Annotated in this window: 11 protein-coding genes; 10 read left to right on the top strand and 1 reads right to left on the bottom strand. The window is 60.5% G+C overall.

What is annotated here, in order from left to right:
* Nucleotides 1-147: 147 nt before the first annotated feature.
* Nucleotides 148-450, bottom strand: coding sequence for a hypothetical protein (locus IE111_RS02395; RefSeq protein WP_189606880.1), 303 nt, complete (start codon nt 448-450; stop codon nt 148-150).
* Between the two features lie 524 nt (nt 451-974).
* Here IE111_RS02395 and IE111_RS02390 point away from each other — a divergent pair.
* The 10 genes from IE111_RS02390 to IE111_RS02345 all read left to right on the top strand — a co-directional run bounded on the left by IE111_RS02390 (nt 975) and on the right by IE111_RS02345 (nt 16,022).
* The gene (locus IE111_RS02390) at nt 975-6,086 is read left to right on the top strand and encodes a DUF6531 domain-containing protein (RefSeq protein WP_189606879.1); all 5,112 of its coding nucleotides are present in this window, start codon (nt 975-977) and stop codon (nt 6,084-6,086) included.
* Between the two features lie 14 nt (nt 6,087-6,100).
* On the top strand, nt 6,101-6,481 hold the full coding sequence (locus IE111_RS02385; protein WP_189606878.1) for a hypothetical protein: 381 nt from the start codon (nt 6,101-6,103) through the stop codon (nt 6,479-6,481).
* Between the two features lie 230 nt (nt 6,482-6,711).
* The gene (locus IE111_RS02380; protein WP_189606877.1) at nt 6,712-7,308 is read left to right on the top strand and encodes a hypothetical protein; all 597 of its coding nucleotides are present in this window, start codon (nt 6,712-6,714) and stop codon (nt 7,306-7,308) included.
* 114 nt (nt 7,309-7,422) lie between these two features.
* Nucleotides 7,423-9,231 carry a hypothetical protein gene (locus IE111_RS02375; protein ID WP_189606876.1) on the top strand — a complete coding sequence of 603 codons (1,809 nt, stop codon included), beginning with the start codon at nt 7,423-7,425 and terminating at the stop codon, nt 9,229-9,231.
* 244 nt (nt 9,232-9,475) lie between these two features.
* The gene (locus IE111_RS02370; protein ID WP_189606875.1) at nt 9,476-10,075 is read left to right on the top strand and encodes a GbsR/MarR family transcriptional regulator; all 600 of its coding nucleotides are present in this window, start codon (nt 9,476-9,478) and stop codon (nt 10,073-10,075) included.
* A 38-nt stretch (nt 10,076-10,113) separates the two neighbouring features.
* Nucleotides 10,114-10,875, top strand: coding sequence for an HAD family hydrolase (locus IE111_RS02365; RefSeq protein ID WP_189606874.1), 762 nt, complete (start codon nt 10,114-10,116; stop codon nt 10,873-10,875).
* Nucleotides 10,876-10,987: 112 nt separating this feature from the next.
* Nucleotides 10,988-12,580 (top strand): ABC transporter substrate-binding protein, encoded by a 1,593-nt coding sequence (locus tag IE111_RS02360; RefSeq protein ID WP_189606873.1) that lies wholly within the window; start codon nt 10,988-10,990, stop codon nt 12,578-12,580.
* 17 nt (nt 12,581-12,597) lie between these two features.
* Nucleotides 12,598-13,557 carry an ABC transporter permease gene (locus IE111_RS02355; protein ID WP_189606872.1) on the top strand — a complete coding sequence of 320 codons (960 nt, stop codon included), beginning with the start codon at nt 12,598-12,600 and terminating at the stop codon, nt 13,555-13,557.
* 10 nt (nt 13,558-13,567) lie between these two features.
* Nucleotides 13,568-14,392: an ABC transporter permease gene (locus tag IE111_RS02350; protein ID WP_189606871.1), complete on the top strand. Its 825-nt coding sequence runs from the start codon at nt 13,568-13,570 to the stop codon at nt 14,390-14,392.
* Nucleotides 14,385-16,022, top strand: a complete 1,638-nt coding sequence (locus IE111_RS02345; protein ID WP_189606870.1) for an ABC transporter ATP-binding protein — start codon at nt 14,385-14,387, stop codon at nt 16,020-16,022. The genes IE111_RS02350 and IE111_RS02345 overlap by 8 nt, the downstream gene beginning before the upstream one ends.
* Nucleotides 16,023-16,025 lie beyond the last annotated feature (3 nt).

Genomic DNA, 16,025 nt, shown 5'->3' with positions numbered 1-16,025 from the left:
CTAATCGAATGTTGCGTTTAATACACGATTTAAAAGCCCACAATGTAAGGTGCGACTCTGGAACAGTCAGTTTTGTCAGAACGTGATTGTTAACTTGCATTTGCTACTTATAATTATGGGCCTATCTTGTTGTGATCGAACCGATTATTATTTGCAGGGCCAGCCCCTATCAGGTGAATTGTCCGCGTGGTTGACTATTATCATGTTTATGAGATCAGAGTTTCCTCTGAGTTGCCAGACAAGATTGGCAAGCGTCACGTCTTTTAGGATAAAAGGCCGCTCGTTCGCGGGTGTAGAAAAGTAACCGGTCAGAACATCCAGCAACGCATTGGAACGGTTGACGATGGCCTCAAGCATATCTGAGTTCATGGGTTCAGCATCTGGACGGATCATCAAGCCCTCTTCTGGGCTGGATGGGGCGAAGGTCTTTTTTTGAGGGTTGGTTGTCATATTGGCGTGTCCTATGTGTTCGAGATAAACAGCCACCAGCTTGAGAGGCAGGTAGCCGGGCGTCACTCTCCGCACATAGACGGCTGGGCTTATTCCCCTTGCGGGTGTTGTATTCGGCCCTATCCACCCGGCCATAACGATCATGTCCGCACGAAGGTACGAACATGTATCGGCTTGATAGGCCGGTTTTGTGACCCACGCATGAGCTTGAGAGGCCCAAGCGACAGGCACAAAAAAACCGCAAATCTGACGGGTGCGGATACCGCTATGTGTTTTGAGAGTGGGGTGGAGAATACCTGCAGTGCGCCCACCACGCAATGACGGTAAGAAATGATCAAAGCCGATGGTGACGGGTCACAGGGGTGTATCTTCGCTCGTTCCATGTGAGAACCATCACAAAAGCAGCCACAAAACCCCCAACCACCTTGCCTTCTGAACGCCAGTCGATATCGTTCGGCCCCAACAACCACTAATCACCCCGCAGAAAGCAGTCGCAAGGAAACCATCAGAAGGACGCTGCCCCGATGTGTGCGCACACCGTCGGTGCCGATGCATGGCACCCAGAATCTCCCCAGCATTCCGATCACGCTGTCTCCCGCTCACCCGCACCCGCATCGGATGAGACAACCACAACCGCAAGAGGAGACCGGGAAGCCGTAGGTCGCCTGCCGGTCTCCCTCCGCAACCGGCTGCTGCCTCACTGGCGGGACTGGGCCTTGCTGAGCGCGGAGGAAGCCCGCTATGTGGTGGCGGATGAGCGCCACCGGTTCTTCGCCTTGAACCGGCGCGGGGAATGGGAGGCCACGCGCGGGCCCGTGGTCGGGTCGAGCCGGTGGATCTGTCTGGAACGGGTCGATGCGTCAGTGCGGTCGTCCTCGGTCCGCGCTGGCGGTGCGGGTCGGCCGGGCGCCGCGCAGGCGGCGGCTTCGGTGTCGGAAGAGATGCCGCCGGAAGTCGCCGAGTCCTTGAACCGTTATCAACCGGAAGGCACCCGTACGGAGCACAGCCTGACGCTGGAATACCTGGACGACCAGGGTGAGCCGGTGCCGGATATCCGGTACACCCTCACCGTCGCCGGGGATACCCGAACGGGCCGTTTGAACGAGTCCGGCCGGGCCACGGAACAGTATCTGCCGGCGGGCGACGCCAGTGTGACGTACGAGGCGGACCACACCCGGTTGCCGCAGTTGCGCGATGAACTGCGCACCCTGCTCGATAGCATCATCAACGAGCGGATGGACCGGAAAGACCGGCTGGATGATCTGCTCGCCGAGAGCGATTTCGTGGAGCAGGGGCTCATCCTCACCGGCGCGGTCATGGTGTCCATCTGGGACAGCGCCAGGGATTTGGTCTCCAGCACGGCGGACGCCATTACCGGTGCCGCCACCGGCCTCACCGCCGCCAGCAGCGCCCTCTACGAAAAACTCGCCGATGGCTATTCGCTGTCGGAACTGGAAGAGGATTTCGCCTACGTCGCCCAGGAAGCCGGCCACGCCTGGGACCAGGCGCAACGCGCCTACACCGTGCTCAGTTGGCTGGCGACGGACGAAGACACCTGGTCGCTGTTGGTCGACTTTCCGAAACGCTTTTTCGACTCGATGAGCACCGTCGAAAAAGCCGAAGCCCTGGGGGCGTTGGCGTTCGACATCTTGTTCGCCATCGCCCTGGCCGTCGCCACCGCCTTGACGGCGGGTGCAGCGGCGGCGGTGGCCGGTTCGGCCGCCGCCATCAAATATTCCCGCTATTTCGCGGAAACCATCGGCACCCTACGTCGCATTTACCGCGTGCTGCCGACCGGCGCCATCGAAAAACGATACGACCGGGTGCGAATCGGCCGTCGCGAGCAAAGCCATACCGGTCAATACCAGACGCCGGCGGCGGAACTGCGCCGCCGCGAGGCGGACCGAACCGAGTCCGAAAGCACCACCGATAACGGCCGCTGCACGCAGAGCGAAGCGCACAGCACCACCTGCGGCGACCCGATCAACATGCTGACCGGGGAAGAGCTGTTCTCTCAGGTCGATTTCGAATTGGGCGGCCCGCTGCCGCTGGTCTGGAAGCGCCTCTACCGTAGCACCGCCAGCGCCCGTCGCTCGTTACTGGGCCACGGCTGGAGCCACCCGTTCGATCAGAGCCTGGTCCTGCGTGACGGGCAGTTAATCCACTGCGATGCCGAAGGCGCGTCCATCACCTATCCGCTGCCCGCCAGCGGCCGACGGGTGCGGAACCAGTTCGGCGTTGTGTTGAGCCGCTACGAGGACTGGTTCAGCCTGCAACAGGACGGTCTGGTCTGGCATTTCGAGCCGGACCTGGGCCAAGCCGAGCGCTGGCGTCTCAGTCAGTTGAGCACGCCGGACCGTCGCCACCACTGGCAACTGTGGTATGAGCGTTCCGACCGGGTGGATGTGAGTGAACCCGAACGGCTGACCCACGCCACCAGCAGTTGGGGCGCGGAGGTGCGCTTTGAACCCGGCGTTCATGGCTGGCGTGTCATTCGCGGCAAAGCAAAGCCGCACCAGCCCGAACGCACCCTGGCTCACTACCGGGTCAACCGCGACGGGGACCTGATCGCCGCGCGGGACCAGAGCGGCGGCCTTGAGCAATACCGCTACACCCGTCACCTCTTTCATCGCCGCCGCACCGCCACCGGCCTGGTGTTCGGGTTCGAGTGGGACGGTACCGGGCCGGACGCCCGCTGCACGCGGCAATTCGAGGCCTCGGGACACTACGATTATCGTTTTGAATGGGACCCGGCCAAGAACACCAGCCGCGCCACCGACGGCCGGGGCCATGTCGAGAGCTTTGTCTTCGACGCCGCCGGTCATCTGACCGAACGCACCCGACCGGACGGCGGCCGGGAGCACTGGGAATACGACAGTCAGGGGCGCCTGCGTGCCCACACCGACGGCGCTGGCCACATCACCCGGTACGACTACGACCACAACGATCGCCTGGTGCGCCGAACCGATGCCCTCGGGCAGACATTCGAGCTGCACTACTGGCAGGACAGCGACCAACCGAGCCAGGTCATCGACCCGCTCGGCCAGCGCACCCAATACGACTACACGCCGGAAGGGCAACTCAGCGCCTGCCGCCACCCGGACGGTACCGAGGAGCGTTGGACCTGGCACGGCGACCGCCTGAGTCACCATCGGGATCGTCAGGGGCGGGTTCACCGTTACCACTGGGACGACACCCTGGGCACCCTGAGCCGCTACGAATGCCTCACCGAAGCCGATGCCGAACCGGACAGCCTGGTGACACTCACCGACCTGCGGTTCGATTACGACGACCAGGGTCGCCTGCACCGTCAGGTCGATCAGCATGGCCAGGAACAGCATTACCACTACGACGACCTGGGTCGGCTGACGACCCAGTTGAATGAACACGGCCAGGCCTGGAAGTTCGAATACGACCGAGCCGGACGCCTGATCGCCCAGACCGACCCGGGCGGGCGCACCACACAGCTGCGCTACGGTGCCTTCGCCCAGCCGGAGGCTCGCATCCTGCCGAATGGCCAGACGATCGGTTACGAGTACGACGCCGAACGCAACCTGACGGCGGTGGTTAACGGCAACGGCCAGGCGCACCGGTTCGAGTACGACGGCTGCGAGCGACTGACCCGGGAAGTCGGCGTCGATGGCCGCACCACGGATTACCGCTACAACGAAGCCGGCCACCTGACCGGCCTGACCGAAGGCCCGATCCGCGCGACCTTCGAACGGGACCCGCTCGGTCGCCTGATTCGGGAGCACTACGACCACGCCGACCGCGCGGAGGCCGTCACCTGGACCGAGTTCGGTTACGACCCGCTGGGCCGTCTGACCCGGGCGCGCAACGAACACGCCGAACACGAACTGCAATACGACTCCGGCGGCCGTTTGCTCGAAGACCGCATCCGTCAGGACTTCCCTGGCTGGATGAACCGCGTCCGCCCCTACGATCACCGACAGCAGTTTGCATACGACTCGCAAGGCCGCCTGCGCGGTGTCCGCCACAGTGCCATCATCGCCCGGCCGCCGAACCAGAAATGGCCCAGCCTGCACCACGATTTCCACCAACCGGGCTGGACCCACAGCTACGACTGGTACCCGAACGACACCCTGAAACGCATCGGCATGGGCCTGCCCGACGACCGGGACCCGTGGAACGTGCTCGATACCCCGGTGCTGGAACAACACCTCAACGCCAGGGGCCAACTGCAGCAACGCCAACAGGGACAGCACACCAGCCAGTGGGAATACGACCCGCAAAACCGACTGCAACACTACCGCCGTCTGAACCGGCATGACCCGGACCGGCCGCTGCAGGAACGCCACTACGGCTACGACACCCAAGGCCGCATCAACCACATCCGCGACCTCAAACACGGCGAGCGCCACTACCGATACGACGCGCTGGATCAACTGGTCGAAACCCAAACCCGACACCCCGGCCAACCGACCGCGGACATCGAAACCCATCGACAGGACGCCGCCGGCAACCGGCTACCCGATGGCCTCGAGCAATTACTCGACAACCGTCTGCCATTCCACGGCGACCGCCATTTCGACTACGACGACCACGGTAACCTCGTGCGTATTCGAAAGGGCAAGGACAAGAAACTCGAACAACACCTCGTCTACAACGCCAAACACCAACTGATCCGGCTGGACGAGCGCAAGAACGGCAACCTGACACAACGCCTAACCTTCCGTTACGACGCCTTCGGCCGCCGCATCGACAAGGTGGTGTTCAAGCCGGAGCCGACGGAAGAGGGCACCGAGGCTCTGAAACGACAGTACGCCGAAGCCTACGTCTGGCAGGGTCATACCCTCGTTCAGGTACGGCACCTCGACGCGAAGTACCAGCCCAAGAACCGCCGTGTGTACGTGTATGAGCCCGGTACGCATGTGCCGGTGGCGCTGTGGGATCAGGCGTTGGGGTTGATGCAGTTTGATACGGATCATGCTGGGACGCCAAAGGCACTTTATCAACATGAATCCGGCGACTTAGTGTGGAGTATTGACCACGAGGTATATGGTAAAACGAAGGACAATTGGGCGGCTATTGTTCATCCGGTGACGGGGTTGGCATTTGATGCAGGACTTCGGCTGCAAGGTCAGTATGAAGATCTTGAAACTGGTCTACATCAAAACTTGTGCCGATACTATGAACCTTCGAGTGGTCGTTTCGTGACGCAAGACCCCTTGGGTATCCGGGGTGGGCTAAATGTTTACCAATATTGTCCCAATCCTGTACTCTTTGTTGATCCTCTGGGTCTTCAGGCCAAAGAATGTGTGCCATGGAGCAATGCCACAGTAAAAAGTGCGGCAGAAGCTCTATTAAGAGGTGATACGAGTGTAACAGTGAACAGTCGTTCGGAAGCCGAGGAACTTTTTCTCGGGCTGTTTGCAGGCCAAGGTTATCGAAATGCAGAGGCATTTAATTCGGTTACGGCTAAAGACTATTTTAGAACTGTGAATGGAAAAGAGCCATACTACCATTGGGATGACACGCCAATAAGTGATATTGAAACTAGAAAGGTGTATATGGCAAACCATAGTCCCGAAGATCCGCATGCAGCAAGTCCTCACTTGCAACTTCATCCTGTTGCGGGGAACGTCACTCGAATATATTGGCCAGGTAACTATTAGAAGAAGGGTAAGTGATGAGTGAATTCTCGCCAAGTGTTTGGAACGGAATCAAGCATGGCTCCTATTTGGTTGTGGCTCAAGAGGTTGGGCCTTCTTCAATCAATTTTCGAAGATGGATTGCGATCTACCCTATATTCAAGCTGCCAAAAGATCCCATGTTCGTAGCTACTGCTTTTAGTTTTTTAAAGAGTTCATTGGAGCACAAGTACTGTATCGTGGACTTTGAAGTAGACAAAAAGGTTTTGGAGGTGTCTGATGGTGTTAATGAGAATGACCTTATAAATGTGAATCATTGGAGTGCTTCATCTGACGAAGACCTGTTTAGACAACTAAAGTCAATGGGCATAGATATGGCTCTATTTGTTCCGGACTGGAAGTGTGAGTTTCCCCTGTAGCTTGAACCTATTGAGGCGACTTGGAGGCATGTACAGAAACGTGTCGATTGTTGCCGTGGGGAACGATTTGACATTTTGAGTCGCATGGCTGCTGAGCTTCGGAAATCATCACCCTCATAATGGACCATACGTATAGACCAGCTTGAACTATAGTGACCTCCAATTAACCGCTCAGACCACCAGGTGTCGGTTTGAACGGTGGTCTGTGAATCCACTGGAGGGAAACTACCATGACCAGGACGATCATCCTCTTTCTGCTCACGCTCAGCGCCGCCTGGGCCCACCAACCCGTCCACGACAAAAACACCACCGACTGGACGTTCGACAACCCCTACGTCATCGAAAAGCCCGAAGTCTCCAAGGCCATATACGCGGAACTCAATGGCGCGCCCGATGTGTACCGCATTACCATCGACCGGGCTTTTGATTTCTATGCCGGCATCACCCAACCCAAATGGGAGGGGTGCGCGCGGGCGCACTGGTTCTCGGTCGATATTCTCGATGAAAACCGCGATCTCATTTCCTCGCTGGATGGCGAGCGTTTCGAGTGGTGGGCCTGGTACGAGGAGTATGGCAAACAGTGGTATTGGATCGGCCCGGAATCCGGCGAGGATTTTCTCAGTACGGACCGCTTTCCCGCCGGTACCTATTACCTGAAAGTGTACAACCAGGCCCAGCAAGGCCTCTACGTGCTGGCCGTGGGCGATGACGAGCAATTCGGACCCATCACCATAACCCGAACCCTGATCTCGTTGCCCGGTATCGAAAAGCGCTTCTGGGAAGAGCCGGAGGCGCGGTGTCGGGCCGAACAGGAAACCTCCCGATAGTGCATTTGCACCATTCTCTTTGCGAACCAGGGCTCATAGAGTCATAACTCGATTCATGTTTCGTTCCCGGGCTCGGTTATCCCTCCCGGGCTCGGGTTGAGCAAAGAGGTGTGCATGGCGGTTTTAACGTCCGAATTCAAAGCGTACAGTCTGGCGCTGGTAGTGGCTCTTGCCGCAGGTTGTAACAGCAGTGGCGGGGGAGGCGATGACGGAGAAGACGGAAATGACGGTGGCAACGGCAGTGACGGTGGCGGCTCGAGCTCCGTCGGCGGCGATACTCTGCCCAAACTGAACGGTTTGACGGGCGTGCCGGACAACGACAACTGGTTGTACTTCACCTCGGACGCGGACGGTAACTCGGGGCTTTTCGCCTACAACCCTCAATTGCCGGACGATGGTGCGGTACTGGTGGATGGCGATGCCTATCTTGAAGGCGCCATCTATCTGTTTCGGCCCATCGCACAGGCCAGCATCACCGGCAACGATCTGACGGATTACCGGGCGCAACACCTGTTTTATCGATCCCAGAAGGAGCGCACCATTACTGGGTCGGACGTCACCTATATGGTACCGGATGCCTTTCAGCGGGTAGAGGCGACCCAGAGTGTCACGCCACCTGCGCCGCAGCAGGTGTCTTCGGAAGCGGACAACAGCAATCTGAACAGTACCCGACTGTATTTCCAATACGATCTGGATCAACCGGCCAACACGGCCGTCGCCTATCTGGGCGGGACGACCGGATGGCAACAACTTCGAATCGGCGATTCAGTCAGCCAGGCGCCGCTGGCATTCAGTAACGATCACAATCCCGTAGTGCCCCTCGGCGACGGTAATCCGAATGGCTGGCTAGTGATCGATGAAAGCAACAACAACCGCCTGGCCCAGGTCGACCTGAACCTCGCATCCGAAGGCGCCGTCCTGGATGCCCAGGGTAATCCGGTCGAGAATGTTCGCTTTGTGGATATGTTCAGTCACCTGGGGCGGGACCAGCAACTGCTGGTGCTCACCTTCGAGGACCTGGATACCAGCGACGAGGAAGTGCCACCTTCGGAACTTTGGCTCTACAGCGCGGGCAACCCCGGTACAATCAAACCGTTGCTGAATGACCAGGGCGAAAAGCTGACCTTCCTCCAGAACCTGTTGGGCACCGGGGCCATGCTGCCTACGGCCGATCAGCTGGCCATTCGCGACCAGACGCTGTATTTCGCCTTTCACGAACGCAGTGAATTTTCCATTCTAGGCGCCTTCAACCCGATGCTGTACCGCGTCGACAGCAACGGCTGGTCGCTGGAGATCGACTACGCCAGCCGTAACCCAGACAGCGTGGCCCAAACACTCGCCAGCCCCTTCCTGATCGATGGCGGCAATGAATTGATCTGGCTGATCGACGACACCCTGACATCGGTGGATCTGTCGGATTACTCCGAATCCGCCTTGTACGAAGGCAGCATCGAGACGCCCGTCGTCGATAGCGTCAACGGCTGGTTCTTCTACAACGATACGCGGAACATCGACACGGCCGTCGCTGCCCGCGTGGACGGCAGCGAGCAAATCCGGCTCGAACAGGCGCAATGGATCGGCGCTTCAGGAACGGGCGAGGGCAATGTCGCCATCCGCCTGGCCAGGGCCAACATCAGCGAGGTCTTTCTGCTGAAGGACGACAGCACTCTGGCGGCGGTCAGTGCGGGGTCGCCGGACCAGGGGCTGGTCGAACTGGGTCGGTTGGACCCGGCGCCGGAGACGGTGCGCGTGTTCGGTATTCGTTCCGGTCCGCACCAGTTGCTGCGGGTCGGGTATGAAGACGACAGCTATGAGGTCGTTTACGTGAATACGGAAGAGGCCGATTCCCTGAAACACCTGATGGCGGCACCCTCATCGCAAGCCAACGCGGCGGCTTGGACCCGCCCGGTGTACGGGCGGTGATACGCCCGTAAACCTCCCTCCCTTACCCTTCTCTCCCCACCGCCCCATGCCGCCACAGCGGCATTTGGGGCGGTATCCAGCCCCGTTTTTAATGCCCATTCGCTGAACAAAGCCCCTTTTAACCACCGTTACAAGACAATCACAGCCATTCACTTCTGCCCCCAATCTGGTAAGGTACAAAACGTTTAAAAAATACTAAATATTCGATACACGCTAAAAACAGACCCGTTCGCAGACTGAACCGATGCCTTCAAGCCAGAACAAATACCGGCCAGACGCGCCGACAACCGAGCCCTCAGACGCCGAGGATGCACTGCGACAGGTGCGCTCGCTGGTGGTCAATTCCATTGCCCAGACCATGGACCACTACGGGGTCAATTCGACCACCGGCCTGCTCTACGGGCTGATGTACTTCCACAACGACCCGATCACGCTCGATGAAATGTGCGCCAAGATGGGGATGAGCAAAGGCAGCATGAGCACCGGGGTGCGCAAGCTTCAGGAAAACAAGATGGTGCATCGCATCTTCCGGCCGGGCTCGCGCAAGGACCTGTATCGCGCCGAAGAAGACTTCCACAAGAACTTCATCAACTTTTTCTGCCGGCGCTGGGAAGACGAGGTCACCATCAACATGAAGGCCATCGAGGCCGCCGAAACCGAGTACCAGGCGCTGCTCGAGCGAGACGATTTGCCCGCGGACATTGCGCGGGAAATCGAGATCGATCTGGCCAAGATCGACGAATCGAAAGACTACTACCGGTTTCTGGAAAAGCTGATCGCACGCTGCGAATCCGGCGAGCTGTTTCGCTGGCTGGCCGACGACAACGACGACTCAACGCCATAAACCGGACAAGGAGAGGGTGAAGCACCCGGTATGACGCCATGACGACAATAACAATAAATCAGCAGTCCTATGACGTGGACGCCATCCTGTTCGACAAGGACGGCACGCTGCTCAATTTCGGGGATCTCTGGCTCGGCTGGCTCAGTGCGCTGCTGCGGCAGGTCAACGGTCGACTGGAGCCCAACCGACACATTCCACCGCACGACATCGCCGGCGCCCTGGGCGTCAGCCCGGATTTTCAACAGTGGGACCCGACCGGCCCGCTGACCATCGGATCGATGGACGACATCGTCAGCATCCTGTCCCTGCATCTGTACCAGCACGCCGACCAAGCCTGGAACGACGCCAGCCGGCTGGTGCGCGACAGCATGGCGAATCTGGAATCCGAAACGGACCCGGCGCTGCGCGTCACCGCCGTGGCCGGCCTGACCGAGTTTCTGGTCCGCGCCCGGGAGCAGGGGGTGGTGATGGCCGTCGTCACCTCGGACGACACCTCGAGCGCGCACCAGCATCTCCGGCGGCTGGAGATCGACGGCTATTTCCCGGTGGTGCTCGGCCACGACCAGGTCGCCCGGGGCAAACCCTACCCCGATATGGCGCTGACCGCCTGCGACAAACTGGGTGTGGCCCCGCACCGAACACTGCTGTTCGGGGATTCCAACGGCGACATGAAAATGGCCCGCGAAGCCGGGCTGGTGGCCGGTATCGGCCTTACGCCCGCCCCGCACCTGGGAACGCGGCATCTGGCCGATGCCGATCAGATCATTCGGCACTACGGTGAGGTCAGCTTCCCGACCTGACCCGCTCGACCCACGACTTTAACATCGCGGCCCACCGAGGACCGCCTTATGCCGCTCGTCAGGCGCTGTTCAGCCACGAGTGCGCTCATAAAAAGAAAGAGGAGAACGACCCATGTCCAACGAGTTTCAGTTTCTAACCGACCAGGCACGCAAAGGCCAAATTTCCCGACGCGACTTTCTCGGCCGTGCGTTGGCGCTGGGCATTGCCTTGCCCTTCGCCAGCTCTGTCTTTGCCAGTGCCGTAACCTCGGGCCAGCCGCGCAAGGGTGGCGTACTGAAGGCCGGCATGCAGGGTGGCAGCTCCACCGACAGCATGGACCCGGCGACCTGGACCAGCCAGGTACAGCACTCCTTCGGCCAGTCCTGGGGTGAGCCGCTGACCAATGTGGCGCCCAACGGCGACCTGGTGCCGCGCCTGGCCGAGGAAATCGGCTCCAGCAGCGACGCCAAGACCTGGACCTTCAAGCTGCGCCGGGGAATCCTGTTCCACAACGGCAAGGAAATGACCGCCGACGATGTGGTGGCCACCCTGGAGCGTCACTCCGATGAGGACTCCGAATCCGGCGCGCTGGGTATCATGCGCGGCATCGAATCGGTCAAGGCAACGGGCAAATACGAAGTGGTGGTCACCACCACCGAAGCCAACGCCGACCTGCCGTACCTGATGTCCGACTACCACCTGATCATCCAGCCGAACGGCGGCAAGGATGCACCCGACGCCGGTATCGGGACCGGTCCGTACAAGGTTACCGAGTTCCAGCCGGGTGTGCGCCAGAGAGCCGAGCGTTTCGAAGAGTACTGGAACCTGGAGGAGTTCGGTCACGCCGACGAGATCGAAATCACCGTCATCAACGATCCGACCGCCCGTACCGCCGCGCTGCAATCCGGCCAGATCCACATGGCCAACCGCATTGAGCCGCGTGTCGTCGACATGGTCAAACGCTTGCCCAATGTCCAGGTGCGCAACGTCTCCGGTCAGGCGCATTATGTGTTCCTGATGCACTGCGATACCGCTCCGTTCAGCGACAACGACCTGCGCCTGGCTCTGAAATACGCCATGGACCGTGAAGACATGGTCGAGCGCATCCTGCGCGGCTACGGCTCGGTGGGCAACGACTACCCGATCAACTCCGCCTACCCGCTGCACCCGACCGACATCCCGCAGCGTGAGTTCGATCCGGAGAAAGCGGCTTACCACTACAAGAAATCCGGTCACGATGGCCCCATAGTGCTGCGCACCTCGGATGTCGCCTTCCCCGGCGCCGTCGACGCCGCTCAGTTGTATCAGCAGAGCTGCGCCCAGGCCGGCATCAACATAGAAGTTCGGCGTGAACCCGGCGACGGTTACTGGTCCGAAGTCTGGAACAACCAGCCGTTCTGCACCTCCTACTGGAGCGGACGCCCGACCCAGGACCAGATGTATTCCACGGCCTACATCTCCAACGCCGACTGGAACGACACCAACTTCTACCGTGACGATTTCGACAAGCTGGCCCGCCAGGCGCGCGGTGAGCTGAACGATGAGAAACGGGCCTCGCTGTACCGCCAAATGGCGATGATGGTGCGCGACGAAGGCGGTCTGATCCTGCCCATGTTCAACGATTACATCGAAGCCCACACCAACGAAGTACAGGGTTGGAGCGATCACCCCATGGGTGAAATGATGTCCGGCTTCGCCCTGTCGCGGTGCTGGCTCAGCGCCTGATCGCTCGGGGTCATGTAATGAACACGATTGTTGTCAAACTGATTGCCCAGCGCCTTGCGCTGGGCATTCTGCTGTTATTGGCGGTATCCGTACTGATTTTCGCCGGTACCCAGATCCTGCCCGGCGATGTCGCCCAGTCCATTCTCGGCCAGTCGGCCACGCCGGAAGCACTGGCCAATCTGCGCCGCGAGATGGGGTTGAACGACCCGGCCTGGCAGCGCTACCTGAGCTGGTTGGGCGGCCTGCTGCAAGGGGACCTGGGCACAGCCTTGTCGAACGGCCAGGACATTGCCGATTCGCTCGGCGGGCGTGTCGCCAATACCTTTTTCCTCGCCTTTTGGACCGCCGTGGTGGCGGTGCCGTTGGCGATTCTGCTTGGCCTGGTCGCGGTCCGCTATCAGAACCGCTGGCCGGACAAGGTCATTTCAGGGTCGACGCTGACCGCAATATCGCTGCCGGAGTTTTTCATCGGTTATCTGCTGATCTACCTGTTCGCGGTCAAGCTCGGCTGGTTGCCCAGCGTCTCCACGGTCTACGACGGCATGCCCTTTATCGACCGGATGCGCGCCATCGCACTGCCGGGCGCGACCCTGACGCTGATCATCCTGGCCCACATGATGCGCATGACCCGGGCCGCCATTTTGAATGTCATGCAATCGGCCTACATCGAGACCGCCGAGCTCAAGGGTCTGGGCGGGCTGAAAATCATCTGGCGTCATGCCTTTCCCAACTCGGTCGCGCCGGTGGTCAATGTGGTCATGCTCAACCTGGCGTTTCTGGTGGTCGGGGTCGTGGTGGTCGAGGTGATCTTTGTCTACCCGGGTATGGGGCAGTATCTGATCGATCACGTCGCCAAGCGCGATGTGCCCGTGGTGCAGGCCTGCGGCCTGATCTTCGCGGCGGTCTACATCGGTCTGAACATCGTCGCCGATGTGGTGTCCATTCTGTCCAACCCGCGTTTGCGACATCCGAAGTGAGGGAGTTTCGATGAAGTTACGCAACATACCGGTCACGGCCCTGATCGGGCTGGCTTTGACCACCTTCTTCGTCATCGCCGCCGTGTTCGCCCCCTGGATCGCCCCCTACAGCATGTCCGAAACCGTCGGCGAAATGTGGGCGTCCAGTTCCGCCACCCATCTGATGGGCACCGACAACCTCGGTCGCGATCTCTTTTCGCGCATGCTCTTCGGTGCGCGCACCACCATGATGATTGCTTCGCTGGCGACGGTGGTGGCGTTCACGCTGGGCTCGGTGCTGGGCATCCTCGCTGCCGTGCTGGGCGGTTGGGTCGACCAGCTGATGTCACGAGGCATAGACCTGCTGATGTCGATTCCGACGCTGATTTTCGCCCTGGTCGTGCTGTCGGTCATGCCCAGTACCATCACCGTGTTGATTCTGGTGATGGGCATTCTCGATTCCACCCGGGTGTACCGCCTTGCCCGCGCCGTCGCCGTGGACATCAACGTCCAGGACTTTGTCGAGGCCGCCCGACTGCGCGGCGAAGGCCGGGCCTGGATCGTGTTCCGCGAAGTCCTGCCCAACGCCCTGTCGCCTTTGGTGGCCGAACTCGGGCTGCGCTTTATCTTCGCGGTCCTGTTCCTGTCGTCGCTGTCCTTCCTCGGTCTGGGTGTACAGCCTCCGGAAGCCGACTGGGGCAGCATGGTGCGCGAGAACCGCCAGGGCATCGTCTTCGGTGTGCCGGCGGCCCTGATTCCGGCGGCGGCCATCGCGCTTCTGGCGATATCCGTCAACCTGGTCGCGGACTGGATCCTGCGCCGCACCACCGATCTCAAAGGAGGCCGAGGTGGCTGATAACCTGCTGGATATTCACAACCTCAAAATCGAGGCCACCGTCCGCCCGCCGGGCGAAAAGCCCCGCGACATCACCATCGTCGAAGACATCAATCTGTCGCTGGAAAAAGGCAAGGTGCTGGGTCTGATCGGTGAATCGGGCGCTGGCAAATCGACCATTGGCTTGTCGCCGGCCGGCTATGGCCGGGGCGGGGTGCGCATCACCGGTGGAGAAGTCCGGGTCAACGGGCGCGACATTCTCCAGTCCGGCGCCCGGGGTTTGCGCCAGTTGCGCGGCAAGGAGGTGTGCTACGTGGCCCAATCGGCTGCGGCGGCCTTCAACCCGGCCCATCGGCTGATGGATCAGGTGATCGAAACCACGCTTGAACACAAGCTGGCGACCCGCGAGGAGGCCGAGGCGCGTGCCGTGGCCCTGTTTCGAACGCTCGGTCTGCCGGACCCCGAGCACTTCGGCGACCGCTACCCGCATCAGGTGTCCGGTGGCCAGTTGCAACGGGCGATGACGGCCATGGCGCTGTGCCCCCAGCCGGACCTGATCATATTCGACGAACCGACCACGGCGCTCGACGTCACCACGCAAATCGATGTGCTGGCGGCCATCAAGGATGCCATCCGGGAGACCGGAGTGGGTGCGCTCTACATCACCCACGACCTGGCGGTGGTCGCCCAGATCGCCGACGAGATCATGGTGCTGCGCGATGGTGCCATGGTCGAGTATGGCGAGACCCGACAGATCATCGAATCGCCACAGCAGCCCTATACTCAGGCGTTGGTGTCGGTGCGCTCCATTCAACATCGACAGCAAACACCGGCCGAGTCGCCGTTGTTGTCCGCCCGCAACATCACCGCCGCCTACGCCACAGGGTTGCCCGATGTGCTGTCCGACGTATCGATCGGGCTGTCCGAAGGGCAGACGCTGGCCGTGGTGGGCGAGTCCGGTTCCGGCAAATCGACCCTGGCGCGGGTGATCACCGGTCTGTTGCCGCCGCGAGAGGGCGACATTGAGTTCGACGGTCGTACCCTGTCCGCCGCCCTGAAAGGGCGCAGCAAGGAAGACCGGCGCCAGTTGCAGATGATCTACCAGATGGCGGATGTCGCCATGAACCCGCGTCATACCGTCGCCACCATTATCGGTCGACCGCTGACGTTTTATTTCGGCCTGCGCGGCGAGGCACGGCGCAAGCGCGTGCTGGAATTGCTCGATGAAATCGAGATGGGTCCGGAATTCTACGACCGCTACCCAGCCGAGCTCTCCGGCGGCCAGAAGCAGCGCGTCTGCATCGCCCGGGCGCTCGCCGCCGAACCCAAGCTGATTATCTGCGACGAAGTCACCAGCGCCCTCGACCCATTGGTAGCCGACGGCATTCTCAAACTGCTGTTGCGATTGCAGCAAACCGAGAAGGTGGCCTACCTCTTCATCACGCACGATCTGGCCACAGTCAAGGCGATCGCCGACTCCATCGCCGTGATGTACCAGGGGCGGGTGGTGCGCTACGGCACCAAATCGGAGGTGCTGACGCCGCCGTTCGACGACTATACCGACTTGCTGCTGTCCTCGGTTCCGCAAATGAAGGTGGGCTGGCTGGAAGAGGCCATCGACAGCCGACGGATGGCGAGCCAGGGCCATTGAAGC

Origin of the sequence: Saccharospirillum salsuginis, assembly GCF_014651855.1 — a bacterium.
Classification (GTDB): Bacteria; Pseudomonadota; Gammaproteobacteria; order Pseudomonadales; family Natronospirillaceae; genus Saccharospirillum; species Saccharospirillum salsuginis.
This window is presented reverse-complemented; position numbering and strand designations above follow the sequence as displayed.